Here is a 25,406-nt window from a genome sequence, read left to right as displayed (position 1 = left end):
GCAGTACGTCGTCGTAAGTAACAGACCATCCTGCGGAGCAGCAGGACACACGGTTAGGAAATCACATGGCAACAGAGACAGTTGCAAAACCCCGCACCAGCGCGCGGGTGCACGTGCAAAAGTTCGGGACATTCCTGTCCGGCATGATCATGCCCAATATCGGCGCCTTTATTGCCTGGGGCCTCATCACCGCGCTGTTTATCGAGAAGGGCTGGTTCCCTGTTCCGCAGCTGGGCGGTTTCGGTGAGACGGACGGCGTGGCGAACACCGGCCTGGTGGGGCCGATGATCACCTACCTGCTGCCGCTCCTGATCGCCTACACCGGCGGCAGGATGGTCTATGACGTCCGCGGCGGCGTCGTGGGCGCCATCGGCACCATGGGCGTGATTGTGGGTGCCGGAATCCCGATGTTCATCGGTGCCATGATCATGGGCCCGCTGGGCGGCTGGACCATGAAGAAGATCGACTCGATCTGGGACGGCAAGATCCGCCCAGGCTTCGAGATGCTGGTCAACAACTTTTCCGCCGGCATCTGGGGCGGGCTTCTTGCGATGCTTGGCTTCTATGGCATCTCCCCGCTGGTCACGGCCTTCAGTACGGCGGCAGGCAACGTCGTCCAGTTCCTGGTGAACAACGGCCTGCTGCCGCTCACCAGCATTTTTATCGAGCCGGCCAAGGTGCTCTTCCTCAACAACGCCATCAACCACGGCGTGCTGACTCCGCTGGGCATCCAGCAATCGCTCGACCAGGGCAAGTCCATCCTGTTCCTGCTCGAGGCCAACCCCGGACCGGGCTTCGGTATCCTGCTCGCCTACATGCTGTTCGGACGTGGTGCTGCGAAGGCTTCAGCACCCGGCGCCGCGATCATCCACTTCCTTGGCGGCATCCACGAGATCTACTTCCCCTACGTCCTGATGCGCCCGCTGCTGATCCTGGCCGCGATCGCAGGCGGGATGACGGGGGTCGCCACGCTGGCCGTCACCAACTCCGGCCTGGTGGCACCGGCGGCTCCGGGGTCCATTATCGCGGTGCTCGCCCAGACCTCGCGGGACAGCTATATCGGCGTGATCCTCTCGGTCCTGCTGGCCACCGTGGTGTCCTTCCTCGTGGCCTCGATCATCATGAAGACCACCAGGCACAGCGATGAGGGCGACCTGAACGCGGCCACCAGCCGCATGGAAACCATGAAGGGCAAGAAGAGCTCCGTTTCCACTGCCCTGACCGGCGCAGGCACCGCAGGCACTGCTGTCCTTGCCGGGCCCGTCAAGAACATCGTGTTTGCGTGCGACGCCGGCATGGGGTCCAGCGCAATGGGAGCTTCCGTCCTGCGGAACAAGATCAAGGCTGCCGGCTTCCCGGATGTGAAGGTCACCAACGCCTCCATCGCCAACCTCAGCGATGACTACGACATTGTGGTCACTCATCAGGACCTCACCGAACGGGCCAAGCCCGTCACGTCCAGCGCGGCGCACTACTCCGTGGACAACTTCATGAACAGCCCCCGCTACGACGACATCGTGGAGCTGGTTCGGGAGAGCAATACCGAGGGTGGCATCGGAACAGAGCCCGACGACGCGACGCCGGGCAGCGGGTCCGGTGTGGGCACTGCCGCAGGAGCCGCGGCAGGCGCTGCCCACGGCGCCCATGCCGCCGACGCGCCGGTGGACGCAGCACCCGGCACCGGCCAAACCGGCAGCTCCGAGATCCTGGCCCGGGAGAGTGTGGTGCTCAACGGTTCCGCCACCACCCGGGACGCTGCCATCGACGAAGCAGGCAGGCTCCTGCTGGCCCGCGGCGCCGTGGATGAGGACTACATTGCGGCCATGCATGAGCGCGAGGAATCGGTGTCCACGTACATGGGCAGCTTCCTGGCCATCCCGCACGGAACCAACGCGGCAAAGGACCACATCCGGAAGTCCGCGGTATCCGTGATCCGCTATCCGGAAGGCATCGACTGGAACGGCAAGCAGGTCAAGTTCGTGGTGGGCGTCGCCGGCGTGAACAACGAACACCTGCACATCCTGTCCGCCATCGCGAAGGTCTTCACGGATAAGCAACAGGTGGCCCGGCTGGAGGCTGCCACGTCCGAGGACGAGGTCCTGGAGCTCTTCGGAAAGGTCAACGCATAGTGAAGGCTGTACATTTTGGTGCGGGGAACATCGGGCGGGGCTTCGTTGGCCTGCTCCTGCACGACGCCGGCTATGAGGTGGTGTTCGCCGACGTCGCCGAGGAGCTCATTTCCCAGCTGGCCAAGGCGGACAGCTACGCCGTGCACGAGGTGGGCGAGAACCCGGCGGTGCGGAACGTGAGCAACTTCCGGGCCCTCAATTCCAACACGCAGGAAGCGGAGCTCATTGCGGAGATTGCGACGGCGGACATCGTCACCACAGCGGTGGGTCCGCACATCCTGAAGTTCGTTGCGCCGGCCATCGCCAAGGGCATCGCGGCCAGGGAAGCAGGGCTCGTGCCGCTGCAGGTGATGGCCTGCGAGAACGCCATCAACGCGACCGATATCCTGCGGGACGAGGTCGCAGCGTTGTGGGACGACGCCCTTGGCGCCCTGCAGTCCGCTGCGGTGTTCGCGAACACCGCAGTGGACCGGATCGTGCCCAACCAGGAAGCAGGGCAGGGCCTGGATGTCACGGTGGAGACCTTCTACGAGTGGGTCATCGACCGGACCGCCTTTGCAGGGGCAGCCCCGGCCATCCCGGGCGCCACGTTCGTGGATGACCTCTCCCCATACATCGAACGGAAGCTGTTCACGGTGAACACCGGCCACGCGTCCGCAGCCTACTTCGGGTTCGAGGCCGGGGTGGAGAAGATTTCCGACGCCATGGCCGACCAGGACGTGGCAGAGGACGTCCGGGCGGTCCTGGAGGAAACCAAGCAGCTCCTGGTTTCCAAGCACGGTTTCAGCAACGATGAGCAGGAAGCCTACGTCCAGAAGATCCTGGTCCGGTTCTCCAACCCGTACCTGCCGGACACGGTGACCCGGGTGGGCCGCGCCCCGCTGCGGAAGCTCAGCCGGAACGAGCGGTTCATCGGGCCCGCTGCCCAGCTCGCCGAACGTGGCGTGGTGCCCGAAGCGCTCCTGGGTGCCATTGCTGCTGCACTGCGCTTCAACGATCCCTCGGACGCCGAAGCGACGGAACTGGCAGGCATCCTCGCATCCTCAAGCCCGGCGGATGCCACGGCGAGGATCACCGGGCTGGAGCCCGGCCACCCGCTGTTCAACGCCGTCTCCACCCTCGTGGAGGAACGGCAGGCAGAGGAGGCGCGCACCCCCGCCTGACCTGGTCCCTCCCGGCAGAACGGCCTGCAACAGGCGCGACGCACCGCAAAAGTACGACGCCGGCACTTCCCCAAGTGCCGGCGTCGTGCCGTGTGAGCCTTCCCTTGCCTATTGGCTCAGGGCCACGAGGCAACGAAGTACTCCGACGCTCTCCCACCTTTCGCCCTTTTGAGCCAGACGCTCTCCCACTTTCCGCGTGGAATGCTGGAGTGGTGACCACAAACTTTGATGCCCCGTCCCCCTTGCTTGCTGCCGACGTCGACGGCGGAACCTTCCGCCTCCGCCCCGCCACCAGGGATGATCTGCCGGCCATCGTGGGCTTGCTGGCTGACGACGCCCTGGGTGCCGGGCGGGAAGCGGGGGCGGACATGGCACCCTACGAGCAGGCCTTCGCAGCGATCGACGCCGACCCGGCCCACCTGCTCATAGTGGGGGAGTTGGTACCGGCCGGGGGAGCGGAGGGTTCCGTTGTTGCCACCTTCCAGCTCAGCTTCCTGCCCGGCATCTCACGCCAGGGCGCCTGGCGCTCGCAGATCGAAGGCGTGCGGGTGGACGCGCGCCACCGGAACCGCGGCATCGGCGAACTGATGGTGCGGTGGAGCATAGAGGAATCGCGGCGGCGGGGCTGCTCCCTGATGCAATTCACCACGCACAAGACCCGGACCGCGGCCCACAGGTTCTATGAACGGCTCGGCTTCGAGGCCAGCCATGAAGGCATGAAGCTCGCCCTCTAGACCTTTGCGGAGCCTTTGGCCACGAAAAGTGTCTCGGCCTGCTCCAGGGACATCCCGTTGGTTTCCGGCACCTTGAACATGACGAAGAAGAAGGACGCCGCGGCGAACAATGCGTACATCGCGTAGGTCAGCGCCAGTGAACCGGCTGCCATCACCGGGAAGCTGAGCGTGATGGCGAAGTTCGCCACCCACTGGGCTGCGGCCGCCAGCCCCAGTGCGCGGGCGCGGATCCGCGACGGGAAGATCTCGCCCAGGAGCACCCACACCAGCGGGCCCCATGAGGCACCGAAGCTGACCACGAACACGTTCGCGGCCACCAGGGCGACAGGTCCCCAGGCGCCCGGCAGGGTGATCCCGGCGCCGGACCCGACCGCGGAGGAGAAGGCCAGGGCCATGGTGGCCAGGGATACGGCCATGCCCACGGAACCGGCCAGCAGGATGGGCCGCCGCCCGATCCGGTCCACCAGGGCGATGGCCACCAGGGTGACCAGGATGTTGGTGACGGAGGTTGCCACGGAAATGGTGAGCGAGTCCTTCTCCTGGAAACCCACGGCCTTCCACAGCGTGGTGGAGTAGTAGAAGATCACGTTGATTCCCACGAACTGCTGCAGGACGGAGAGGATGATGCCCACCCAGACCACTGCCTGCAGGCCGAAGGTCCTGCCGCGCAGCGAGCCCTTCTGGCCGGCCAGCTTGTCCTCCTCGATGGCGTCCCGGATTTCGCGGATGTGCCGGTCGGTGTCCTCTGCCGGAGCGATCGAGTCGAACACCTTGCGTGCCTCGTCCTCCTTGCCAAGGAACATCAGGAAGCGGGGCGATTCGGGGAGCGTGTACGCCACCCAGCCGTACACCACGGCCGGGAGGGCAGCGGCCAGGAACATCCAGCGCCAGGCCTCGATACCCAGCCAGAACGCCTGGTCGGCGCCGCCGGCGCTGGTGGCAAACAGCGCATCGGACAGGAGCGCGGCGAAGATGCCGGTGGTGATGGCGAGCTGCTGCAGCGACGCCAGGCGGCCGCGGACCTTGCGCGGCGAAATTTCGGAGATGTACGCCGGAGCAATCACGGACGCCAGGCCGATCCCGAGCCCGCCCACCAGCCGCCAGAAAATCAGGTCCCACACATTGAAGGCGAACCCGGTGCCCAGGGCGCTGACCAGGAAGAGCAGCGCGCCGAGCTTCATGGCGGGGATGCGCCCGTACCGGTCGGCCAGCTTGCCTGCGAGGTAGGCGCCGGCGGCACAGCCCAGCAGGGCAATGGCAACGGCGAAGCCGGTCAGGGCTTCGGAGAGGGCGAACTCATCCTTCATCGCATCCACTGCGCCGTTGACCACGGAAGAATCGAAGCCGAAGAGGAATCCGCCCACCGCCCCTGCGAGGGCCAGCCAGATCACCCGCTGCGGTATCCGGGCGGTCGTCTGCTCCTGTGCAGTGGGCATGGTTCTCCCTGGGTTTGGGGGGTCTGATGGATGCGGTGCGGACGTCGTCGGCTGCGGTACCGGTCCAGATGGCCGGCGCACACGCGGTAAACAGTGTGGCACGTCACCGGCCGCGGTTCCACTTGGGCAACATGCGCCCCACAACGGAAAGACGACGACGGCGGGATGCGCCGCCGTCGTCGTCTTCAGCTACTGCGTGGCCGGTCACGAGGCCGGAACCGGAGCGCATTCCTGCGGTGAGGTAGTCAGCGCTCCACGAGGATGCCGTCCGGGTCGCACCAGATCATGGCCCCGGTCCGGATGGTCACCCCGTCGATCACCACGTCCACGTCCACCTCGCCGGCGCTGGCCTTGGCACTCTTCTTCGGGTTGCTGCCCAGTGCTTTCACGCCGAGGTCCAGTGCCGCGATCGCCTCGCGGTCCCGGATTGCTCCGTTGATAACGACGCCGGCCCAGCCGTTCGCCACGGCGCTTTCGGCGATCATGTCCCCCATCAGGGCTGTCCCCAGTGAGCCGCCGCCGTCCACCACCAGCACGTTGCCGTTGCCCGGGGTTGCCAGGGTGGACTTCACCAGGCCGTTGTCCTGGAAGCAGCGGATGGTGCGGACCTGCCCGCTGAAGTGTGAACGGCCGCCCAGGGACTGGAACTGCAGCGGCACCGATGCCAGTTCGTCGCCGCGCTCGTCGTAGAGGTCTGCGGTGTTGACGGCGGTGCATTCCGCCGGAGTTGACGCTGCGCTCATGGTTCTCCTCGATGCTCGGGCTACCGCTGTGGATGGTCCGGCCGCCGTAGACAAGGCGGCCCGGTACCGCCCACGATAGTCTGATTCCGTCGCCAATCAGCCGTACCCGGGGGAACACGTCATGAGCCTGTCCGATACTCCCGCTCCCCTGGACCACGACGCCGGGCAGGACGGTCCGACAGCGGCGCTCGCCGAGCCCACGCGGAAGGTCACCGCGCGCTGGGTTACCGGTCTGGTGCTGGTGAACGTGGGCATCAACGCCGCGTTCTTTGGTCCCATCAACGTCTTGATCGGCCAGCAGGCGATCAGCATCGATGCGCCCAACAAGGAAGCCATCCTCTCCCTGGTCACGGCGTGCGGTGCTGCGGTGTCCCTGGTGGCCAACCCGCTGTTCGGAGCCCTCTCGGACCGCACCACATCCCGCTTCGGCCGCCGCACACCATGGGTCCTTGCTGGTGCCGTGCTGGGCACTGCCGCGCTCCTGGCCATGTCCGGAGCTGCATCTGTGGCCCTGATGGTGCTTTTCTGGTGCCTCCTCCAGCTCGGGGCAAATGCAGCGTACGCCGCCATCACTGCCGCCGTCCCTGACCGGGTTCCGGTGAAGCAGCGCGGGGGAGTGGGTGGCCTGGCGGCCATGGGCCAGACGCTGGGGATCCTGACCGGCGCGGTGTTCGGCGCTGTGGTGGCCGGAAATTTCATGGTGGGCTACTGGCTGTGCGCCGCCGCCCTGCTGCTGTCCGTGCTGCCGTACCTGTTCCACCGCAACGATCCCGTTTTGCCCAGGGGTGCGCGGCCGGTGTTCCGGCTGAAGGCATTTGCCCGCAGTTTCTGGATCAGCCCGCGGCTGTATCCGGACTTCGGGTGGGCCTGGTTCACGCGTTTCCTGGTGAACGTGGGCAACCAGCTGACCATCGTGTACCTGCTCTTTTTCCTCCGGGATATCCTCAAGCACGAAAGCCCGGAAACGGGCGTCCTTGTCCTTACCGGCATCTATGCGGTGATGGTGATGGTTACTGCGGTGGTGGCAGGACCGTGGAGTGACAGGGTGGGCAGGCGCAAGCCCTTTGTTATCGGCTCCTCGGCCACGATTGCCATGGCTGGCCTCATCCTGGCCTTCTTCCCCGTCTGGCCGGGAGCTCTGGCCGGTGCTGCTGTCCTGGGTATCGGCTTCGGCGCCTACCTCGCCGTCGACTTCGCGCTGCTCACCCAGGTGCTGCCGAAGGCTGTCGACCGTGGAAAGGACATGGGCGTCATCAACGTGGCCAACTCCCTGCCGCAGGTGGTGGCCCCGGCCCTGGCGTTCGTGGCCGTCCGGTATGCGGGCGGCTACGTGTCGCTGTTCATCACTGCCGCCGTCATCGGGTTGCTGGGGGCGGTCTTCGTCGTGAAAATCAAGAGTGTCCGCTGACCTGCGGGAGGGCAGGAAGCAAGCCCCCTGACGAATGACGGCACAGTACCGTGGCGTATAGTTGAACCGGACTGCAGGCGGTTCGGGATGGGGACGCTCCTGGCTGCTGCACCATAGGAACACAACCCCGGAATGCTGATGCCCGCGACCATTTCAGACCATCCGCCCATGGCCGCAAGGCCTTCCGCTCCGCGCCAGCGGCTCCGCTATACCCGCATCCTGGAATCGGCGGCGGGATTTGCCCGAAAGGGACTGGACTCGGTGGATCTCCCGGAGGTGGCGGCCGCGGCCGATGTGCCGCTGGGCACGCTCTACCGGTACTTTCCTTCCCCCACACACCTCATGCTCGCCCTCTATCGCCATCAGCTCGATGAGCTGCAGGCGGGCGCGCGGACTGCCCCGGCCCGCTTCCGGGGCCGTGCCCTGGCGGGACTTGTCATGGAAATCTTCCACATGAGGGTCATGCAGCCCGCCGTGGAGCAGTGCCTGAGCCGGGGCGTCTACCTTCCGGACCGCGACACCACCGCACTCCTGCGGGAGATTGACGCGCTTAGCGAGAAGGTGGTGGCCGCTGCTTCCGGCGACGCGGCGGCGGCCAGGATTCTGCTGCTGACCGTCACTGGTCTGGTCCAGTCCGTGCGGAACCGCCGGTTGTCCCTCTTCGAAGCCCAAGAAGACCTGAAAAAGGCCTGTGCCTGCCTCTCTCCGGGTGTTGAAGCAGGGTTCACACTTCACCAGAGCGCGTAACCGGTCTAGTCCAATTCACCAATAAATAGGCCTTTATGTAGTGGTGTGCGTCACCGGATCCCCGAAGAAACGTTTTGGCAAGCCCTTCCCCCATCAAGTCGTCCTCGGCCCCCGTTTCCGCCTCCTACCATGGGTCCACGGAGCAACAGGGAGTGAACATCCCCTGCTTTTCCCCGGACCCGCCACCCCTGGGTTTCCTGTTCGCACCATTTCCACTGCCCTAAGTCCGCCCGGGCTCGGGCCCCATGTGCCGTGCGTGCACGGCAAGCACCAGGAGACAACGACGTGTCCATTGACGCAGTTACAGCCATCGACAATTCCGCTGCCGCCGCACTGAGCGAAGCCGAGATCTTCGACGCCCACAAGGGCGGCAAGCTGTCCATCACCAGCACGGTCCCGCTGTCCAACAAGCGCGACCTCTCCATCGCCTACACGCCCGGCGTGGCCGAGGTCAGCAGGGCCATTTACAGGCAGCCCGAACTTGCACGCACACTCACCTGGGCCGAGCGGCTGGTCGTTGTGGTCAGCGACGGTACGGCCGTTCTGGGCCTGGGCAACATCGGTGCCAGCGCCTCCCTGCCCGTCATGGAAGGCAAGTCCGCGCTGTTCAAAACCTTTGGCGACCTCGACTCCATCCCTTTGGTCATCAACACCAGCGACGTTGATGAAATCGTGGAAACCCTGGTCCGCCTCCGCCCGAGCTTCGGCGCAGTCAACCTCGAGGACATCGCCGCCCCGCGCTGCTTCGAACTCGAGGAGAAGCTCATCGACGCCCTGGACTGCCCCGTCATGCACGATGACCAGCACGGCACCGCAGTGGTGGCCCTGGCCGCATTGACCAACGCCGCCAAGGTCACCGGCCGCGCTTTGGAAGGCCTTCGCGTCGTGGTTTCCGGTGCCGGTGCCGCGGGCATCGCCGTCGCCGAAATCCTGCTGGCGGCCGGCATCACCGACGTCGTCCTGCTGGATTCCAGGGGCGTCATCAACAGCGTCCGTGCGGACCTGGCCGCGGATACCACCAGCAAGAAAGCCGAAGTCGCCGTCCGCAGCAACCCCCGCGGCGTGACCGGCGGACCGGCCGAGGCGCTGGCCGGCGCGGATGTCTTCATCGGAGTCTCCTCCTCGAAGCTGGACGAGGAGCACCTGGCGCTGATGAACCAGGACTCCATCGTGTTCGCCCTCTCCAACCCGGATCCCGAAGTGCTGCCCGAAGTGGCCGCGAAGTACGCCGCCGTGGTCGCCACCGGCCGCAGTGATTTCCCCAACCAGATCAACAACGTCCTCGCCTTCCCCGGCATCTTCCGCGGTGCGCTGGACGCCGGGGCCCGCCGCATCACCCCCGCCATGAAACTGGCCGCCGCGAAGGCCATTGCCGAGCTTGCGGCCGAGGACCTGTCTGCGGACTACATCGTCCCCAGCCCGCTGGATCCGAGGGTTGCCCCCGCGGTCACGGCGGCCGTCGCCGCCGCGGTGGAAGCGGAGTAACTGCCCTTCGCCTGTGGAAATAACGACGGCGGCGCCTCCTTCGAAAGGAGGCGCCGCCGTCGGGGGTTAAACGGCTTTCCTCCTAAACTGGGTCCATGAACTCCGAGACCGTGGTGACCGTCCTGTGCGGCCTGGCAATCCTGGTGGGCGTGGCGGGAACCGTCATCCCGGTCCTACCGGGCAGCATCCTGATCGGAGCCGGCCTGCTCGCCTGGGCCATCTGGGGCGGCGCGGGGACTGCCGGCTGGGTGGTCTTTGCAGTGGCCATGCTGTTCGTCGCGGCCGGGATGGCCGCCAGTGCCGTACTGACGGGCAGGAAGCTGAAGGAACACGCGATTCCCAGCCGCAGCATTGCGATTGCCCTGGTGGCGGGCGTGGTGGGCATGTTCGTCATCCCCGTGGTGGGGCTCTTCGTCGGCTTTGCCGCGGGCCTGCTGCTCAGCGAATTTCTCCGCACCCGCAACATCGGCACCGCTGCAACGTCCAGCTGGGCGGCCCTCAAGGCAACCGGACTGGGGATGCTCGCCGAGTTCGGGCTCGCCTGCCTTGCGGCCAGCACATGGGTCATCGGGGTGTGGATCGCAGCCGCCAGCGGCTAAGTGGTTGCAGCCCGCCGGCCTTGGGCGTAGAACGGGGACATGACCGAGCCCTTGGCAGTGCGCCGGCACGTTCCGGTGTGGATGGAGAAGTACCAGGCCGCCTGGACCAGCAATGAACCTGAGGACATCCGCGCCCTGTTCGCACCGGACGCCCGCTACGAGACACGGCCCAATGACCCGGACCCCTGGCTTGGCCGGGACGGGATCGTGGAAGGCTGGCTGGCCGAACGGGACGAGCCGGAAGACTGGACGTTTCGCTGGGAATTGCTGGGAACCGACGGCGATACAGCCTTTGTCCAGGCGGTCACCACGTATTCGGGTGACCGCCCCACCTACGACAACCTCTGGGTGGTGCGGTTTGACCCGTCCGGCCGCGCCAGCTCCTTCACCGAATGGTTCATGGAACGGGCGTGACCTGACGCCCGCAGTTCCTGGCCCGGACCGCCTAAAGGCCGAGGCCGCCCAGCTTGTCGCCCAGCCCGCCAGGAAGCTTGCCGAGCAGGTCCGCAGGGTTGATGCCGAACTTCGACAGCAGGTCCGCGTGCTGGTCCGTATCCACCTGGTCGGGCAGTTCGCCCTCAGCCTGCGCTGCCTTGTTGTGGTCACCCCGGGACTTGAGGAGCTCGAGGATCTGGGACTTGTCGATTTGCATGGCACTCTCCTTGGGTATCTTTAGATTGCTAAGGGTGCTTATCACCTTTCCCGAAGATGCTGGCGTGAACAAGGGCCAGCGGAATTTTTCGGAGGTCCTTGCAGGCCGGGCCCGGCTGCCAACGCCCGGCCACCGTCCCGGTTAACATGGAAAGATGACCGCCGGGGATACTGCACCTATCTATTGGGACAGCCGGGACCTCACCCCCTTCGGCCAGGCGCAGCTGCGCACACCGGTCCATGACCTTGCCGGGGGAGTGGGCGGCCTTCTCACCGGCGTGCTGGGAGGAAGGAACCCCGCGCTGCTGTCCGTCGACGGGGACATCCCCCGCCTGAAGCTGCTCCTGCCCAAGCCGGCCAAGGCTGTCCACGAGGCCATCTTTACCAGCCGGGAACCCGAACGGCTGATCACCCTGGCCCGCGCCTATCCGGGGTGGGCGGGGCTGTGCTACCTGATGGCCGGGCTGCTTGCCTACAAGCACGGCGGGTACCTGCGTGCCTCGGAGCTCCTGCAGCGGGGGCTCACCACCAGGAACGACGACGAAGCGAACCGCTACTCGTCCACGTACCTCACCAGGATCGTCACGCACATTGAACTCGCCGAACGCGTGGAGGTACCCGTCCTCTTCAGCGAGGAGTCGGTGTTCCTGGCGCTGGCCCATTCACTGCGCGAAACCGGCCGCACGGAAGCGGCGCTGGACGCCCTGACCGGCCTGCCGCCGTCGCTTCCTATGGCCCTGGCGCGCTGTTCGATTGCGTTGACGCTGGGCCGAAGCCGTACGGTGATCGACTGGACCGAGGGATTGCTGAACGCGGACGACCTATCCGCCGCGCTGTTGCTGGTCCGGGCCCGCGCCCTCCGCCGGGAAGGGCGGTATGAGGCCGCCCACCAGGCCATCGCGGAGGTCCTGCGGCGGCGTAAAACTCACCTCGCGCTCCGGAACGACGCCTTGACCGACAGGGCCCTGCTGGTCCTCGAGTCCAGCCGGCGGTCGCTGAACCCCCGCGACTGGGGCCGGCGCCGGCCGGATCCCGAACCGCAGCGGGAGATTGCGGCCCCTGTCCCCATCCGCAAGGACGAAGAGATGCGCCGGATCTGGGAACAGGACTGGAAAAAGCTCAGCGGGGACTAATCCGCCAGGGCCAGCAGCGGCAGAACCTGCTCGCTGACCAGGACCACACCCAGGACCACCATGATGATGCCGCTGGCAAAGGTGACAGCGCGCGCTGCCCCCGGCCGGCTTTGCAGCAGGGTGCGCGAGAGCAGCGCGACGGCAGTGTAGACCGCGCCGGCCAGGGCCACGAATGTCATGCCCAGGAGGCCGGACTGAACAGGTACCGGCAAGGATGCCTCCGCGCTGACGAACTGCGGGATCAGCGCCACGTAGAACAGCAGGCCTTTGGGATTGATCCCGCTGGTGCCCATGCCCTGCAGGAATGTGCGAAGCTGCGTGGCGTCACGGCCTCCCGCGGCGTCTGCCACGCTGAAGGAGGCGCCGCGCCAGGAGCGGAGCGTGCTGACGCCCAGCCACATCAGGTAGCCGGCGCCGGCCAGCGTGATCCACGCCAGGACATGCGGCATTCCGGTCAGCACGGCGGCCAGGCCGGCCACCAGCAGGACGGTATGGAGGACGTAGCCGCCGCAGAGCCCTGCCACCGCCGGGACGAAGCTGCGCTGCCGAAGACCGGCCGTGATGGAGTATGCCCAGTCCACGCCCGGCGTGCAGGCCAGGGCGGCGGCTACCAGCACGAAGGCCAGGAACAGCTCCGGATTCATGGGTTCTCCTGTCAACGGATGTCTCAGGAGAAACCTTAGGGACTTTCAGCCGGGAAGTGCTGTCCCTTTTTCGCCCGCCCTGCTGCAATGGCAGTAGGATTATTGCGTGCTTGACCATATTGATAGAAATATCTTGCGCTACCTCAAAGAAGACGGCCGGATGACTGCCACTGCTCTCGCTGCCAAGGTGGGCCTGACGGTGGCCCCTTGCCATCGGCGGCTGCGCGACCTGGAACAGTCAGGGGTGATCCGCGGGTACAAAGCGGACATCGACCCCGCGGCCGTGGGCTTGGGTTTTGAGGCCATTGTGTTCGTCACGCTCCGGCAGGTGGACAGGCCCACCATGGAGATCTTCGAGAACCGGGTGACGGACCATCCCAACATCGTGGAGGCGCAGCGGCTGTTCGGCTCGCCGGACTACCTGCTGAAGGTCATCTCAGAGGACCTGCCGTCCTACCAGCGCTTCTACGACGCCGAGCTGACGTCCCTGCCCGGGGTGGAACGCCTGACGTCCACACTGGTGATGAAGAACCTGAAGTCGAACGTGGGCCCGCCCGTCTAGTCAGCCGTCAAGCAGCCCGGTGGTGCGGTAGGGAATAACTTCACGGAGGAACATGCTGGTGGAAGTACGGACAATGCCCGGGCAAAGCCTGATTTCCTCCGAGACGCGGTAGAGATCATCCGGGCTGGCGGCTACTACCCGTATCAGGAGGTCGGTGTCCCCGGCCGGCGCATGGCATTCGAGGACCTCCGGAATCTTCCGGAGGGCGGCAATGGCCTCGTTGAGATGGCTCTGGTCCAGTTCGGCGCTGACGGAAGCTGCCACACCGCGTCCCAGTGCGGCGGGAAGCACCCTGCTGCTGTTGGGCCGGAGGGCGCCTGACGCCGTCATCCGCTCCAGCCGTGACTGCACTGTTCCGCGTGCCAACCCCAATCGCTGGGCCAGCACCATGATGGGAATGCGCGGGTCGTCGTCCAAGGCCTTCAGGATGCGCTTGTCTGTACCGTCCAGTTTCTGCACAGCCACCCTTTCCCTCCGGATTCCGTCCTCTCGCTTAGGCTCACAGCGCGGACAGATCAGCCCGGGCCTACATTATCGGCCGGGGGCCAGAAGGCCCAACCGGCGGGCAATCACTACTGCTTCGAGTTGCGAGTGGACTCCCAGCCGGGCGTGGATGGCCTTCACATAGCCACGGCAGGTGTTCTGGGAGATCCCCAGGGTCTTCGCATTCGATCGAACGTCCTTACCCTCCGCCATCAGGCGCAGCACGTCCATCTGCCGCTTGGTCAGCAATGGCACGGCTGGCACCTGGACAGGCGGCTGGACCTGCTCTGCGAAGGCCGCCAGAATCTGCGGGTCAACCTCGATTATCCCGGGGTGGGAATGCCGCACCGTACCAAGGAGCGCGGTCAGGGGCGTGTCCTTGGCCAGAAAGGCGGAAGCACCGGCCGCGGCGGCCTGCGCCAGGCCCTGCCTCGTCGGCTGGTTGGCCAACATCACCACTCGTGTTCCCGGCACAGCAGCAACGATTTCTGCAGCAATCGCCGGCCCCAGGTCCTCCCGCTGGCCGCCGCCCATGACCACCACATCCGGCTGAAGGGCGCGGCACATCCGCACGCCTACCGCGGCGTTCCTGGCAAAACCCAGTCCCTGAAGGTCGGGTTCGCGGTCCAGCGCCAACGTCAGCAGTTCTGCAAACGAGGTGTGGTCGTCGATGACCAGGACACTCGTGCGGGCTCCCTCGGCAAGAGCTTCTGCGGTCATTGCCATATCCCCAATCACCCGGACCATACGCACAGGAAGCGTATTAGTAGGCGTCACCATCAAGCTCGTTATTGCGAATTATGCTCCGCCCAAGCCCCCTTGTATAGGTCACAGGCCCCCTTTCCGGGCCTACTCGCCCCCTATTTTGGGGGTGCACCTGACTAACGTGGGGACTGTTTGCCCGTTCTGCACGGCGGGAAGCTTAGATCACTGCCTACTAGGCCCCCACCTGCAGCTTGGAAGAGCGATGACCGGTGTATTTGCACGATGGAGTTTCCAGTTCCGCCTGCTGATCCTGGCGTTGGCTGCAGCAATAATAGCGATGGGAATCTGGTACTACCCCAGGTCCTCCATGGACGCCTTGCCTGAATTTGAACCCGCCCAAGTCGAGATCCAGACCGAAGCCCTTGGACTGTCCGCGCTTGAAGTTGAACAATTCATCACGTCCCCCATGGAAGTGGACTTCCTTAACGGCGTCGCATATCTGGACGAGATCCGGTCGCAGTCCGTGCCAGGCCTTTCGTCCATCCAGCTGCTTTTCGAACCGGGCACCGACTTGCCCCGGGCGCGCCAACTTGTTGCCGAGCGCCTGGTCCAGGCCCATTCACTGCCCAAAGTTTCCACCCCTCCGGTCCTGATGCAGCCGAAGTCCTCCACCAGCAGGGTGATGATGGTCCGGCTGTCGTCGTCGGAAGTTCCGCTCATCGACATGTCCGTCCTTGCCAGATGGAATATCAGGCCCCGCCTGATGGGTGTGCCCGGAGTTGCAAACCTTTCGATCTGGGGCCAGCGTGAGCAGCAGATGCAGGTGGAAGTGGACCCTCAAGCGCTCCAGGCCCGCGGGGTAACACTCAACCAGGTAATCCGGACAACGGGTAACGCAGTATGGGTATCACCTCTGACTTTCCTCCAGGCCTCAACACCGGGAACCGGCGGCTTCCTGGAGACCGAGAACCAGCGGCTTGGGATCCAGCATGTCCTGCCGATCACCACCCCCAGCGACTTGGCGAAGGTCAGCGTCGAGAACGTGACAGGTCCGCCGCTGGTACTGGGCGATGTGGCAACAGTCCGGGAATACCACCAGCCGCTCATCGGCGATGCAGTGGTGGACGAGGACCCCGCCCTCATGCTGGTCATCGAGAAGTTTCCTGAGGCCAATACGGCTGAGATCACGGCAGCGCTGGAAGCGGCACTGGAGGACTTGAAACCAGGCCTTTCGGGAATCAACGTCGACACCAGTGTCTACCGGCCTGCATCCTTCCTTGAGTCCGCGTTGCAGAACCTGGGAACGGGCTTCCTTGTCGGCCTGTTGTTGGCTGCCCTCCTCCTGGGACTCTTGTTCAAGTCCTGGCGGACGGCCCTTGTGGGTTTGATTGTCCTGGCAGTGTCCACGGCGGCCGCTTTCCTCATGCTGTCGGTGGTGGGAATCGGGCTGAATGTTCTGGTCTTTGCCGGACTGGTTCTGGCTTTGGTTGTGGTTGTGACCGACCTCGTGACCGACCTGAATGGGCTGCGACGACGGCGGGAGCTTTCGTCGGATTCCGGCCTGCCAGCGGCCGTCGACGGCAGGGACAGGGGCAACACGGAGGACGGTTTGAGCGGGTCCGGGGTGAAGGCGGAGCCGAGGCTGGCACTGATAACCGCAGCCCTCCAGCAGACCCGGAATGCAATTGTCTTCGCCGGACTTACCATGGCGCTCGTCCTGCTGCCCGTGCTGTTCCTGACGGGGGTAAACCGGGCTCTTTTCGTCCCCCTGGTTCTGTCCTTCCTGCTGGCACTCGCCGTCGCCCTGCTCATCGCCTGGCTCCTGACCCCGGCTTTGGCCCTCACGTTCATGGCCGGCGAGGGGCAGCCGCCGCGATGGCCGGGCAAGATCAGGGAAGGGACCCGGAAAGCGGTTGAAAGGTCCGCCGCCAAGTCCCGGTGGGTGGTGGCTGCAGCCGCTTTGTTTGCAGTGGCTGCCGCAGCCGGTATACCGCTGCTCGCCACCGGCCAGCCCTCGGTAACTGCACTTCAGGACCGGATCCTGCTGGTGCAGTGGGATGGACTGGCAGGAACGTCCAACGGTGAGATGGGCCGGATATCGGCCCTTGCCAGCAAGGAATTGACCACCCTGCCGGGAGTCGCCAACGTAGGCGGACACGTGGGGCGCGCCATCACCTCGGACCGGGTGGTGGGGCCGAATTCGGGGGAACTCTGGGTCACCATGGAAGCGGACGCTGATTACTCAAGTGTCACCGAAGCGGTCAATGAAGTCGTGGCAGGCTACCCCGGGATCCGCGGCGGCGTGGCTACCTACGGCCAAAACCGGCTCGACGTGGAGCGTAACCGGTCACAACATGAGTTCTCGGTCAGGGTGTTCGGGGTGGATCCCCAGGTCCTGCGCCAAACCGCGGAAAACGTCAGGGACATGATGTCCTCCACAGCCGGCTTGGTTGACCCGCAGTTGTCCCTTCCCCGGCTCCAACCCATCGCAGAGATCGAAGTTGACCTGGACAAGGCACAGCAAGCCGGGGTGAAACCGGGCGATGTGCGGCGTGCAGCAGCCACCCTGCTACAGGGCGTGGACGTGGGCTTCCTCTTCGAGCAGCAGAAAGTGTTCCAGGTGGTGGTCAAGGGTACTCCGGCCACCAGTTCAAGCCTCACAAGTGTCCAGGAGTTGCTGATCGACAAGCCGGACGGTGGCCATGTGCGGCTCAGTGAAGTCGCCGACGTCCGGGTAACGCCACACGAGTCGGTTATCACCCACACCGACACCTCCCGCCACATAGATGTGGTGGCCCAGGTGGATGGCAGGTCCGTCGGAGACATCACATCAGATGTCAACGCCGGGCTGGCCAACCTTGATTTCCCAATGGAATATCACGCGCAGGTGCCATCCCGGTACTCCGAGCAACAGAGCACTGTGCAACTCGTCTGGACCGTCGCGGGAGCAGCACTGATCGGCATCCTGGTCCTCCTGCAGACCGCGCTGGGAAGCTGGCGGGTGGCACTGGTTGTATTCCTGGCGCTGCCCCTCGCCCTTGTAGGCGGCGTTCTGGGCGCAATCCTCACGGGCGGCATCAGCTCCCTGGTGACTCTCCTTGCCTTCGTTGCGCTGTTCGGAATGGCTGTGCGGGACTCCATCCTGCTGGTCCGGCGTGCCCAAACCCCGGTCATGACCAGCAATCCAGTATCTGCGGAGGCGCGGGAGGAAGCCCAGCTGCGGGGTGGTTCGCGCTCCTCAATCTTGCAGGCAGCCCAGGAACGGCTGGTGCCGCTTGTGATTGCTGCGGTTGTCAGCACGGCATTCCTGATCCCCCTGGTGGTACTCGGGGGAGCTGTTGGCAGGGAAACGATCCTGCCCCTGGCCATCGTGGTGTGGGGCGGGTTAGTGACGCACGCGCTGTTTGTTCTGATTGTCCTGCCAACCCTCCTGATCCTGTTTGGCACCGGCACACCGGAGGACGAGGATCCCCTGAAGCCACAAGGTCCCGCCGATGCTGCGGGGCTTGCTGAAAGAACGGAAGTGCCATGACGACTGCGTACGTGCCTTGGAAGCGCCGCCTGTTCGGCGTCCTGGTCATGGCTTGCCTGGTCTGTGGTCCTGTGGCCGCGTGCGGCGAAGTGCCTGAGGCGGCTCCGGCCGCGACAGGGGTCGAAGCCGCCACCCTTGAGGAGGTTGAAGGGCAGGAAGTCAGCCGCATCACGTTGACCGGGAGAGCTGCCGAACGGCTGGGGATCACCACAGGCGCGGTGGAGACGGTTGAAGATAAACTCCAGGTTCCCTATTCGGCCCTGATATACGACGCGAGCGGCGGCACCTGGGTCTACACCAACCCCGAGCCGTTGGTGTTCGTCCGGGCACCCGTAGCGGTTGAACGGATCGAGGCTCCGACCGTGAAGCTGGCAAGCGGACCCCAACCTGGAACCAAAATCGTGACTGTAGGGGCGGCCGAACTTCTGGGTGCTGAACTGGATACGGCGCACTGACCAGCCATGCGCAGGCTCATTGGTTTCAGCCTCAAGTTCCGTTCGGTGGTGGTAGCGCTGGCCCTCGGAATCATGATGGTTGGTGCTGTCCAGATCAGTTCAGCATCAGTGGACGTGTTTCCCGAGTTCGCACCGCCCCGGGTGGAAATCCAGACGGCCGCCCTGGGCTTGACCGCGGCGGAAGTCGAGGAGCTGGTCACGGTTCCGCTTGAGCACGCGCTCAACGGCTTGGAGGGGCTGGACGAGCTAAGGTCAAAGTCTGTTTCCCAGCTGTCCTCGGTCCTGATGATTTTCGACCCGGGCACTGATCTGCTGAAGGCGCGGCAGCTGGTCTCGGAAAGAGTCGCAACGGTCACGCCGACGCTGCCCAGCTGGGCCACGCCACCGGTGATGCTGCAGCCCTTGTCCTCCACGAGCCGGGTCATGAAGATCGGCTTGTCCTCGGAGGAGCGCAGCCTGATCGAAATGTCCATGTTGACCCACTACAAGCTGCGGGCCCACCTGCTCTCCGTCCCGGGCGTGGCTAATGTTGCCATCTGGGGTGAACGGAAGGAAACGCTCCAGGTACGCGTCAAGCCTGATCGGCTGCTGGCCGAAAATGTGTCCCTTAGGGAGGTGATGTCGACTACCAATGACGCCATGCACGCCGGACTGCTCAAGCACACATCCGGCAACGTGGTAGGCGCCGGCGGAGTTGTGGAGACTCCGAACCAGCGCATCGGCATTTCGCACGTCCTGCCCATCCGCACGCCTGAGGACCTCGCCAAGATCCCTATCCGGGAACGCGACGGGAACCCCCTGCGCCTGGGCGACGTGGCCGACGTCGTGATGGACCACAACCCCCTGATCGGTGACGCAGTCATCAATGACGGCGAAGGCCTGATGCTCATCGTGGAGAAACTGCCGTGGGGCAACACCCTCGAGGTGACCAAGGGAGTGGAGGAAGCGCTGGAGCAGATGGCTCCGGCATTGTCGGGAATCGACGTCGACACCGCCCTTTTCAGGCCGGCGACCTTCATAGAACAGTCGCTGGAAAACCTGAGCCTGGCGCTGCTGCTGGGCATCGTGCTGGTCATGATGGTGCTGGGGGCATTCCTGTTCCAGTGGCGCACAGCCCTTATCAGCCTGATTGCCATCCCCTTATCCCTCATCACGGCGGGCGTGGTCATTATGATGACCGGCAGCACCGTGAACACCATGGTGCTGGCCGGCCTGGTCATTTCCGTGGGCGTGGTGGTGGACGACGCCATCATCGATATTGAAAACATCATCCGACGGTTAAGGCAGCATCGCGAAAGCCGCAGCGGCCGGTCCACGGCGTCAGTTGTCCTGGAAGCATCAATGGAGGTCCGCGGACCGATCGTGTACGCCACCCTCATCATCGTGGTGGCCGCGGTACCGATCTTCTTCCTCGAAGGACTCACCGGGGCCTTTTTCCGTCCACTTGCCAGCGCCTACACGTTGGCGGTTTTTGCCTCCATGCTGGTGGCACTCACAGTCACTCCAGCCCTTGCACTCATTTTCCTGCGCAAGGCTCCGCTGGATCCGCGGGACCCGCCGCTGGTCCGGGTCCTGAAGCGCGGCTACCACTGGCTGATGTCCCGGGTGGTCCGCCGCCCAGGACCTGGCTACCTGGCTTTCACGGGGCTGACTCTTTCCGGGGTCCTGGTGGCACCGCTGCTGGGACAGGCACTGCTGCCGTCGTTCAAGGAACGCGACTTCCTCATGCACTGGGTGACTCAACCGGGCACCTCCCTGGCCGAGGAGGTCCGCATCAGCGAGCGTGCCTGCAGAGAGCTGCTGGCGTTGGACGGGGTGCTGAATTGTGGTGCCCACATCGGCCAGGCGCTGGCCGCAGATGAGGTAGTTGGGGTGAACTTCGGCGAGAACTGGATCAGCGTGGATCCCTCGGCCGACTACGACAAGACCCTGGCCGCTGTGCAGGAGGTAGTGGACGGCTACCCAGGGATACACCGCGACGTGCAGACCTACCTGAAGGAGCGGATCCGCGAGGTCCTCACAGGCGAAGGCGACGCCGTGGTGGTCCGGGTATACGGCGACGATCTTGAAACCCTGCGCGGGCTGGCCAAGGAAGTCGAAGAGGTGATGGGACGTATCGACGAAGCCGTGGAGGAGCACGTATCGCTGCAGGTGGACATTCCGCAGGTGGACGTCAAGGTCAACCTCGAGGCAGCCCAGCGCCATGGGGTCAAGCCCGGCGACGTCCGGAGGGCCGCGGCAGCGATGGTGGCCAGTGAGGAAGTGGGCGATCTATGGCGGGAAGGCAAGGTCTTCGACGTCCGTATCTGGAGTCCTCCGGAGACCCGTTCAGACGTAACCAGCATCGGGAACCTGCCCATCGATACTCCATCCGGAGTGCCGGTCCGGCTCGCCGAGGTGGCAGACGTCAGCGTCAACGCAACGCCCGGCGTCATCGATCGGAACAACAATTCGCGCAGGATCGACGTCAGCGCCAATGCCGCATCGGATGGTGATCTGGGCGCCCTCGTGGCCAAACTTGAGCAAGGGCTGACCGGGGTGGACTTCCCCGCGGGCTACCACGCTGAGATCCTTGGGGAGTTCGCGGAACGTGAAGCTGCCACCCGCCAGCTCCTGATCTTTGCGGTGGGCGCCCTCCTGGTCATTTTCCTGCTGCTCCAGGCGTCATTCGGCAGCTGGCGGTTGGCCGCCTTGATCATGTTCACACTTCCTGTTGCACTCGTTGGGGGCATGCTCGCGGCCTACCTGAGCGGCGGCGTGCTCTCACTCGGCTCGATCGTAGGGTTCCTGACAGTCCTGGGCATCGCGGCGCGCAACGGCATCCTCCTGATCAGCCATTGCCAGCACCTCGAGAAATATGAAAATGAAAAGTTCGGGCCCGAACTGGTGCTCCGGGGCGCGGGGGAACGGCTCTCGCCTATCCTGATGACCACGCTGGCCACTGGGCTGGCACTGGTGCCGTTGATCCTCATGGGCACCATTCCCGGCCACGAAATCGAACATCCCATGGCTGTAGTCATTGTGGGCGGCCTGGCGTCCTCGACGCTGCTCAACCTGTTCATCCTGCCGTCCCTCTACCTGCGGTTTGGCAAACCGCGGTCCAAGGCTGAACCACCTGCCCCTCGGGTTCCGGCGCCTGCCGCGTAGCCTGGGTACGAAGACGAAAACATATTGATCACTTCCTTACCCGTGGCGGTGCAAGAAGTGGTCAATTTGACCAGTGGCGCCTGCGCCGGTTGCGCGAACTGCACGTCTGCTGGTGAAATGTTGGCAACGGGCAAGGCTACCGCCGAATCCCGTCGGCTACCGCTTCCCGGCACACCACCCGGAGGGCGCGAGACTGTTTCCCGCAAGGAAGCTGCCCTGATTGACTCTTGTTCACACCATGGTCTTTCTGCAAACACGGCAAGAGCCCCTGAACTACCGGCGTCGGATTTCCGAAGTCATCGGTAGCTGAGGGGCTCTTGTGTTGCCCTGCCCGCTTTGCCGTCCGCATAGTCTTGAACCCATGACTTCCGCCGGCCGCTTCGCCCCCAGCCCTTCGGGTGAACTTCATGTGGGCAATCTGCGGACTGCCATTCTCGCCTGGCTCTTTGCCCGCTCCTCCAGCCGCGAGTTCCTGCTTCGGGTGGAGGACCTGGACCGCGCGCGGGCGGGGGCGGAAGCGGAGCAACTGCGGGACCTCGAAGCCATTGGTGTCACATGGGACCGCGGAGTGGTCCGGCAAACCGCCCGGGGCGCGCTGTACGCCAAGGCCATCGAGCGCCTGCAGCATGCCGGCCTCACCTACGAGTGCTTCTGCACGCGCAGGGAAATCCAGGAGGCGCCGTCCGCCCCGCACGCCCTCCAGGGCGCTTACCCGGGCACCTGCCGGAACCTTGATGCCGCCGAACTGGAATTCAGGCGGGCAAGCAGGCCCGCCGCTGTCCGGCTGCGGTCCGAGGTTCACGAGTACACAGTGCACGATGTTCTCCACGGCGAATTCACGGGCCTTGTGGACGACTTCGTCCTGCGCCGCAACGACGGCGTCACGGCCTACAACCTCGCCGTGGTGGTGGACGATGCTGCGCAGGGAATCGACCAGGTGGTTCGCGGCGATGACCTGCTCCCGTCCACCCCGCGCCAGGCATACCTCGCGTCCCTCCTTAAGATTCCCGCGCCGGAATATGCGCACGTCCCCTTGGTGGTCAACGCTGACGGCGTTCGCCTGGCCAAGCGCGACGGCGCCGTTACCCTTGGCGACCTTGACCAGCGGGGCATCACAGCCGCTGCCGTACGGGACCGACTGCTGGCGTCACTCGGCCTGCCGGCCGGAACACTTCAGCGCGCCCTGGACGCCTTCGATCCCGCCGGGCTGCCTCGGGAACCGTGGATCTGGACCGGGATGGGCTGACTGCCGGCTTTTGGCAATGTGAACTGAACCTCTGCGTCAACTCTTGTTGACGAGCCACTGCCGCGTCAACTAATGTTGACGGCATGGAGGTGGAACGAATGAAAACACTCGTTGGATCGATGGACGGAATGGGGCCTTCGGAGGCTCTGCGGGCAGTCGCCGAGCTGCAGAAGGAAGTGCAGCGGGCGGAATCCTCGCTGGTCAGGAGCGCACGGCAGGCCGGACTCTCCTGGGAGGCCATCGCCCTCTGCCTGGGAGTCAGCAAGCAGGCTGTCCACCGGAAGTACGGCAAGAAGTAGGCCGCCTCAAACAGAAGCGCCGTTAAAGCCTAGGCTGGGGGCATGCCAAACCACGCTGAGCACCAGTCCACGCCCGCTTTCACCGTCGAGACCGCGAAGGTCCTGGCGGAGGTGGCCCACAACCGGCAGAAGGACAAGCTCAAGCGTCCCTACAAGGACCATGTCCTCGCCGTTGGTGACGCCCTCGCGGATTTCGACGACGACATCCGCATCGCCGGGTACCTGCACGATGTTGCCGAGGACACCCCCATGACACGCCAGGCGTTGCTGGAGATGGGTGTGTCCGAGCGCGCTGTGCGGATCATCGAGCGGGTCACCAGCAGGCTCCACGAAAACCCTGACGACTATGCGGCCGTCATCCGGGACATTTCACAGGACCACGACGCCGCCCTGGTCAAGATTGCTGACAACGCCCATAACTCGCTGCCCGAACGCGTTCAGGCGCTGGCCGGGAAATGGCCGGACAAGCCGCCGGTCACGAAGTACCGGGATGCCCGTCCCGTACTCTATGCCGCCGTAGAGGTGGAGGAGGTCCGGAAGATCCTCGCGCGGGTGAACCCATGGCTGTTGGAGGAACTCGACGACCAGCTGGATGAAGAAGACACGACGGACTACGAGAACCTGTCCTATGGGGAGCCGGATGGCGCAAGTGAGGCGGGACCCAACGCTGGGACGGGCGGGGCCCAGTAGTCTCGGCTTCCAGCCGGCCACACGATGGCCGCAGGTCTCGACAGGACCGGAGAGGCACTTACCCAGGACGATGTCCGGGATGAAGTCCGCCCCTACACACGCCCCAGGGCGTCGATGTCTTCCAGGAATTCCCGATGGACCTCTTCACTGACGGTGGTGCGTGTGTCGGCGATGGCGTCGAGGTAGTCCTGGGTGGAGGGCCCCTTGCGGACCGCCTCACGGACGGAAAGCTGCCCTCCGGAGGCCAGCCCGCCGTCGTCGTACACTGCTTTTTCCAGGGCCCGCTGGGAGGCGCTGCGGGCGGCGTACTCGATGTCGGCGGGCGAGAAGCCCTGGGTGCGTTCCACCAGGAGGTCAACATCCACGTCGTCCACCACGGGTGCGGGGATGAACCGCTGCCACATGGCTTCGCGCGCCTGCCGGTCCGGCAGGCCGATGGGGATGACGTAGTCGAAGCGCCCATGCCGCAGGAACGCAGAGTCCAGCGCCCGGATGAAGTTGGTGGCGCAGACCAGCAGGCGGCCAGGCTGTTCGCGGAAGGCCGGGATGATCTTGAGGAGCTCGTTGGTGACGCCCTGCAGCGGCGAGGGCGGTTCACCCGAGCGCTGTGAGGCTATTTCCTCCACCTCGTCGATGAACACCACAGCGTGTTCCAGTTCGGCGATCTCCAGGAAGGTCTCGCGCAAAGCGCCGGCCAGGCCTTGGGGGTCGGCGGCCAGCCGGGACGGAAACACTTCGACGAAGGGCCATTCAAGGCGGGAGGCGATGGCTTTGGCGAAGGTGGTTTTGCCGGTACCGGGCGGGCCGAAAAGGACGACTGCCCGCGGCGGCACGACGCCGAATTCGTCAGCAAGGTCGGCTTCGGCGAGCGGGAGGACCAGGCGGCGTTCCAGCAGTTCCTTTTCCTTGCGCATGCCGGCGACGTTCTCCCAGAGGTCCCGGGCCAGGACGCGTCCGCCCAGCTGGCCGAGTGCGCCGAGTTCCTGGCGCTGGACGGGGATGGTCCGTTCGAAGTAGCGGAGGTTTTTCTTCAACGCGAAACCGCGGCCCAGGAAGGGCTCCACCCGGGTCTCCGATTCCGGCATCAGTGCAGAGAGCTTGTTCAGCCCGTGCGGAGCCATGCGGTTTTCGACGGCGGCAAGCAGCGAGGTGCCGATCCCGCGGCCGCGGTATTCGGGCAGGGTGGCCAGGAAGACGATCCAGCCCTGGTCGTGCGCGGCGCGTCCGACGGCGGCGCCCACCACCTGCTCGCCCTGCACGGCGACGACGGCGTGGTCCTTTTCACAGGACGCCAGCACCTCGGAAAGGGCATAGACGGGTTCCACATTGGTCGCTTTCAAGGTCTCCCAGAGGTGCAGGATCCCGTCCAGGTCCGCCGAGTGGAAATCCCTGATCCGCCAGTTGGTCATAGCGTT

General features: G+C 65.0%; 23 protein-coding genes. 16 read left to right on the top strand and 7 right to left on the bottom strand.

From position 1 onward, the window contains the following. The first annotated feature begins 65 nt into the window (after positions 1–65). The 3 genes from NXY83_RS20060 to NXY83_RS20050 all read left to right on the top strand — a co-directional run bounded on the left by NXY83_RS20060 (position 66) and on the right by NXY83_RS20050 (position 4,026). Positions 66–2,129: a PTS mannitol transporter subunit IICBA gene (locus NXY83_RS20060; protein WP_258803942.1), complete on the top strand. Its 2,064-nt coding sequence runs from the start codon at positions 66–68 to the stop codon at positions 2,127–2,129. Next, positions 2,129–3,292, top strand: a complete 1,164-nt coding sequence (locus NXY83_RS20055) for a mannitol-1-phosphate 5-dehydrogenase (RefSeq protein WP_258803941.1) — start codon at positions 2,129–2,131, stop codon at positions 3,290–3,292. Before NXY83_RS20060 ends, NXY83_RS20055 begins: the two co-directional genes overlap by 1 nt. Positions 3,293–3,501: 209 nt before the next feature. After that, positions 3,502–4,026, top strand: a complete 525-nt coding sequence (locus NXY83_RS20050) for a GNAT family N-acetyltransferase (protein WP_397427538.1) — start codon at positions 3,502–3,504, stop codon at positions 4,024–4,026. Here the strand turns inward: NXY83_RS20050 and NXY83_RS20045 are convergent. Next, complete coding sequence (locus NXY83_RS20045; protein WP_258803939.1) at positions 4,023–5,462, bottom strand: sugar porter family MFS transporter; 1,440 nt, start codon at positions 5,460–5,462, stop codon at positions 4,023–4,025. The two genes, NXY83_RS20050 and NXY83_RS20045, sit on opposite strands and share 4 nt — an antisense overlap. A gap of 245 nt (positions 5,463–5,707) precedes the next feature. Further along, on the bottom strand, positions 5,708–6,205 hold the full coding sequence (rraA, locus tag NXY83_RS20040; RefSeq protein ID WP_258803938.1) for a ribonuclease E activity regulator RraA: 498 nt from the start codon (positions 6,203–6,205) through the stop codon (positions 5,708–5,710). 121 nt (positions 6,206–6,326) lie between these two features. Here rraA and NXY83_RS20035 point away from each other — a divergent pair, with 121 nt between their 5' ends. The 5 genes from NXY83_RS20035 (at position 6,327) to NXY83_RS20015 (ending at position 10,858) form a co-directional block, all read left to right on the top strand. Then, positions 6,327–7,613: an MFS transporter gene (locus tag NXY83_RS20035; protein WP_258803937.1), complete on the top strand. Its 1,287-nt coding sequence runs from the start codon at positions 6,327–6,329 to the stop codon at positions 7,611–7,613. Between the two features lie 138 nt (positions 7,614–7,751). Then, positions 7,752–8,360: a TetR/AcrR family transcriptional regulator gene (locus NXY83_RS20030; RefSeq protein ID WP_258803936.1), complete on the top strand. Its 609-nt coding sequence runs from the start codon at positions 7,752–7,754 to the stop codon at positions 8,358–8,360. 285 nt (positions 8,361–8,645) lie between these two features. After that, the gene (locus NXY83_RS20025; RefSeq protein WP_258803935.1) at positions 8,646–9,845 is read left to right on the top strand and encodes an NAD(P)-dependent malic enzyme; all 1,200 of its coding nucleotides are present in this window, start codon (positions 8,646–8,648) and stop codon (positions 9,843–9,845) included. A 95-nt stretch (positions 9,846–9,940) separates the two neighbouring features. Further along, the gene (locus NXY83_RS20020) at positions 9,941–10,444 is read left to right on the top strand and encodes a DUF456 domain-containing protein (protein WP_258803934.1); all 504 of its coding nucleotides are present in this window, start codon (positions 9,941–9,943) and stop codon (positions 10,442–10,444) included. A 39-nt stretch (positions 10,445–10,483) separates the two neighbouring features. Further along, positions 10,484–10,858: a nuclear transport factor 2 family protein gene (locus NXY83_RS20015; protein WP_258803933.1), complete on the top strand. Its 375-nt coding sequence runs from the start codon at positions 10,484–10,486 to the stop codon at positions 10,856–10,858. A 31-nt stretch (positions 10,859–10,889) separates the two neighbouring features. On the opposite strand, the gene NXY83_RS20010 is transcribed toward NXY83_RS20015, so the two are convergent. Next, positions 10,890–11,096: a hypothetical protein gene (locus NXY83_RS20010; protein ID WP_258803932.1), complete on the bottom strand. Its 207-nt coding sequence runs from the start codon at positions 11,094–11,096 to the stop codon at positions 10,890–10,892. Positions 11,097–11,250: 154 nt separating this feature from the next. On the opposite strand from NXY83_RS20010, the gene NXY83_RS20005 reads away from it, so the two are divergent. Beyond that, a complete protein-coding gene (locus NXY83_RS20005; RefSeq protein ID WP_258803931.1) occupies positions 11,251–12,228 on the top strand; it encodes a hypothetical protein in 978 nt (325 codons plus the stop codon). On the opposite strand, the gene NXY83_RS20000 is transcribed toward NXY83_RS20005, so the two are convergent. Then, the gene (locus NXY83_RS20000; RefSeq protein ID WP_258803930.1) at positions 12,225–12,872 is read right to left on the bottom strand and encodes a LysE family translocator; all 648 of its coding nucleotides are present in this window, start codon (positions 12,870–12,872) and stop codon (positions 12,225–12,227) included. The genes NXY83_RS20005 and NXY83_RS20000 overlap by 4 nt on opposite strands. A gap of 106 nt (positions 12,873–12,978) precedes the next feature. On the opposite strand from NXY83_RS20000, the gene NXY83_RS19995 reads away from it, so the two are divergent. Beyond that, the gene (locus tag NXY83_RS19995) at positions 12,979–13,434 is read left to right on the top strand and encodes an Lrp/AsnC family transcriptional regulator (RefSeq protein ID WP_258803929.1); all 456 of its coding nucleotides are present in this window, start codon (positions 12,979–12,981) and stop codon (positions 13,432–13,434) included. Here the strand turns inward: NXY83_RS19995 and NXY83_RS19990 are convergent, their stop codons facing one another. Both NXY83_RS19990 and NXY83_RS19985 read right to left on the bottom strand, forming a co-directional pair. Then, positions 13,435–13,893, bottom strand: coding sequence for an Lrp/AsnC family transcriptional regulator (locus NXY83_RS19990; protein ID WP_258806366.1), 459 nt, complete (start codon positions 13,891–13,893; stop codon positions 13,435–13,437). Positions 13,894–13,965: 72 nt separating this feature from the next. Next, positions 13,966–14,637, bottom strand: coding sequence for a response regulator transcription factor (locus tag NXY83_RS19985; RefSeq protein WP_258803928.1), 672 nt, complete (start codon positions 14,635–14,637; stop codon positions 13,966–13,968). A gap of 247 nt (positions 14,638–14,884) precedes the next feature. Between NXY83_RS19985 and NXY83_RS19980 the strand changes: the two genes are divergently transcribed. The 6 genes from NXY83_RS19980 (at position 14,885) to NXY83_RS19955 (ending at position 23,991) form a co-directional block, all read left to right on the top strand. After that, entirely contained in the window at positions 14,885–18,154 is a 3,270-nt protein-coding gene (locus NXY83_RS19980) for an efflux RND transporter permease subunit (RefSeq protein WP_258803927.1), read from the top strand. After that, positions 18,151–18,609, top strand: a complete 459-nt coding sequence (locus tag NXY83_RS19975) for a hypothetical protein (protein ID WP_258803926.1) — start codon at positions 18,151–18,153, stop codon at positions 18,607–18,609. Before NXY83_RS19980 ends, NXY83_RS19975 begins: the two co-directional genes overlap by 4 nt. 6 nt (positions 18,610–18,615) lie before the next feature. Then, complete coding sequence (locus tag NXY83_RS19970) at positions 18,616–21,756, top strand: efflux RND transporter permease subunit (RefSeq protein WP_258803925.1); 3,141 nt, start codon at positions 18,616–18,618, stop codon at positions 21,754–21,756. A gap of 361 nt (positions 21,757–22,117) precedes the next feature. Further along, the gene (gene gluQRS / locus NXY83_RS19965; protein WP_258803924.1) at positions 22,118–23,002 is read left to right on the top strand and encodes a tRNA glutamyl-Q(34) synthetase GluQRS; all 885 of its coding nucleotides are present in this window, start codon (positions 22,118–22,120) and stop codon (positions 23,000–23,002) included. Between the two features lie 83 nt (positions 23,003–23,085). Continuing rightward, positions 23,086–23,301, top strand: a complete 216-nt coding sequence (locus tag NXY83_RS19960; protein ID WP_258803923.1) for an AsnC family protein — start codon at positions 23,086–23,088, stop codon at positions 23,299–23,301. Between the two features lie 42 nt (positions 23,302–23,343). Further along, a complete protein-coding gene (locus NXY83_RS19955) occupies positions 23,344–23,991 on the top strand; it encodes an HD domain-containing protein (RefSeq protein ID WP_258803922.1) in 648 nt (215 codons plus the stop codon). 92 nt (positions 23,992–24,083) lie between these two features. On the opposite strand, the gene NXY83_RS19950 is transcribed toward NXY83_RS19955, so the two are convergent. Further along, on the bottom strand, positions 24,084–25,400 hold the full coding sequence (locus NXY83_RS19950; RefSeq protein ID WP_258803921.1) for an ATP-binding protein: 1,317 nt from the start codon (positions 25,398–25,400) through the stop codon (positions 24,084–24,086). Positions 25,401–25,406 lie beyond the last annotated feature (6 nt).

This window comes from Pseudarthrobacter sp. NS4, from assembly GCF_024758005.1.
GTDB lineage: Bacteria > Actinomycetota > Actinomycetes > Actinomycetales > Micrococcaceae > Arthrobacter.
The sequence above is the reverse complement of the archived record's forward strand: the minus strand, read 5'-3'. Positions and strand labels throughout refer to the sequence as shown.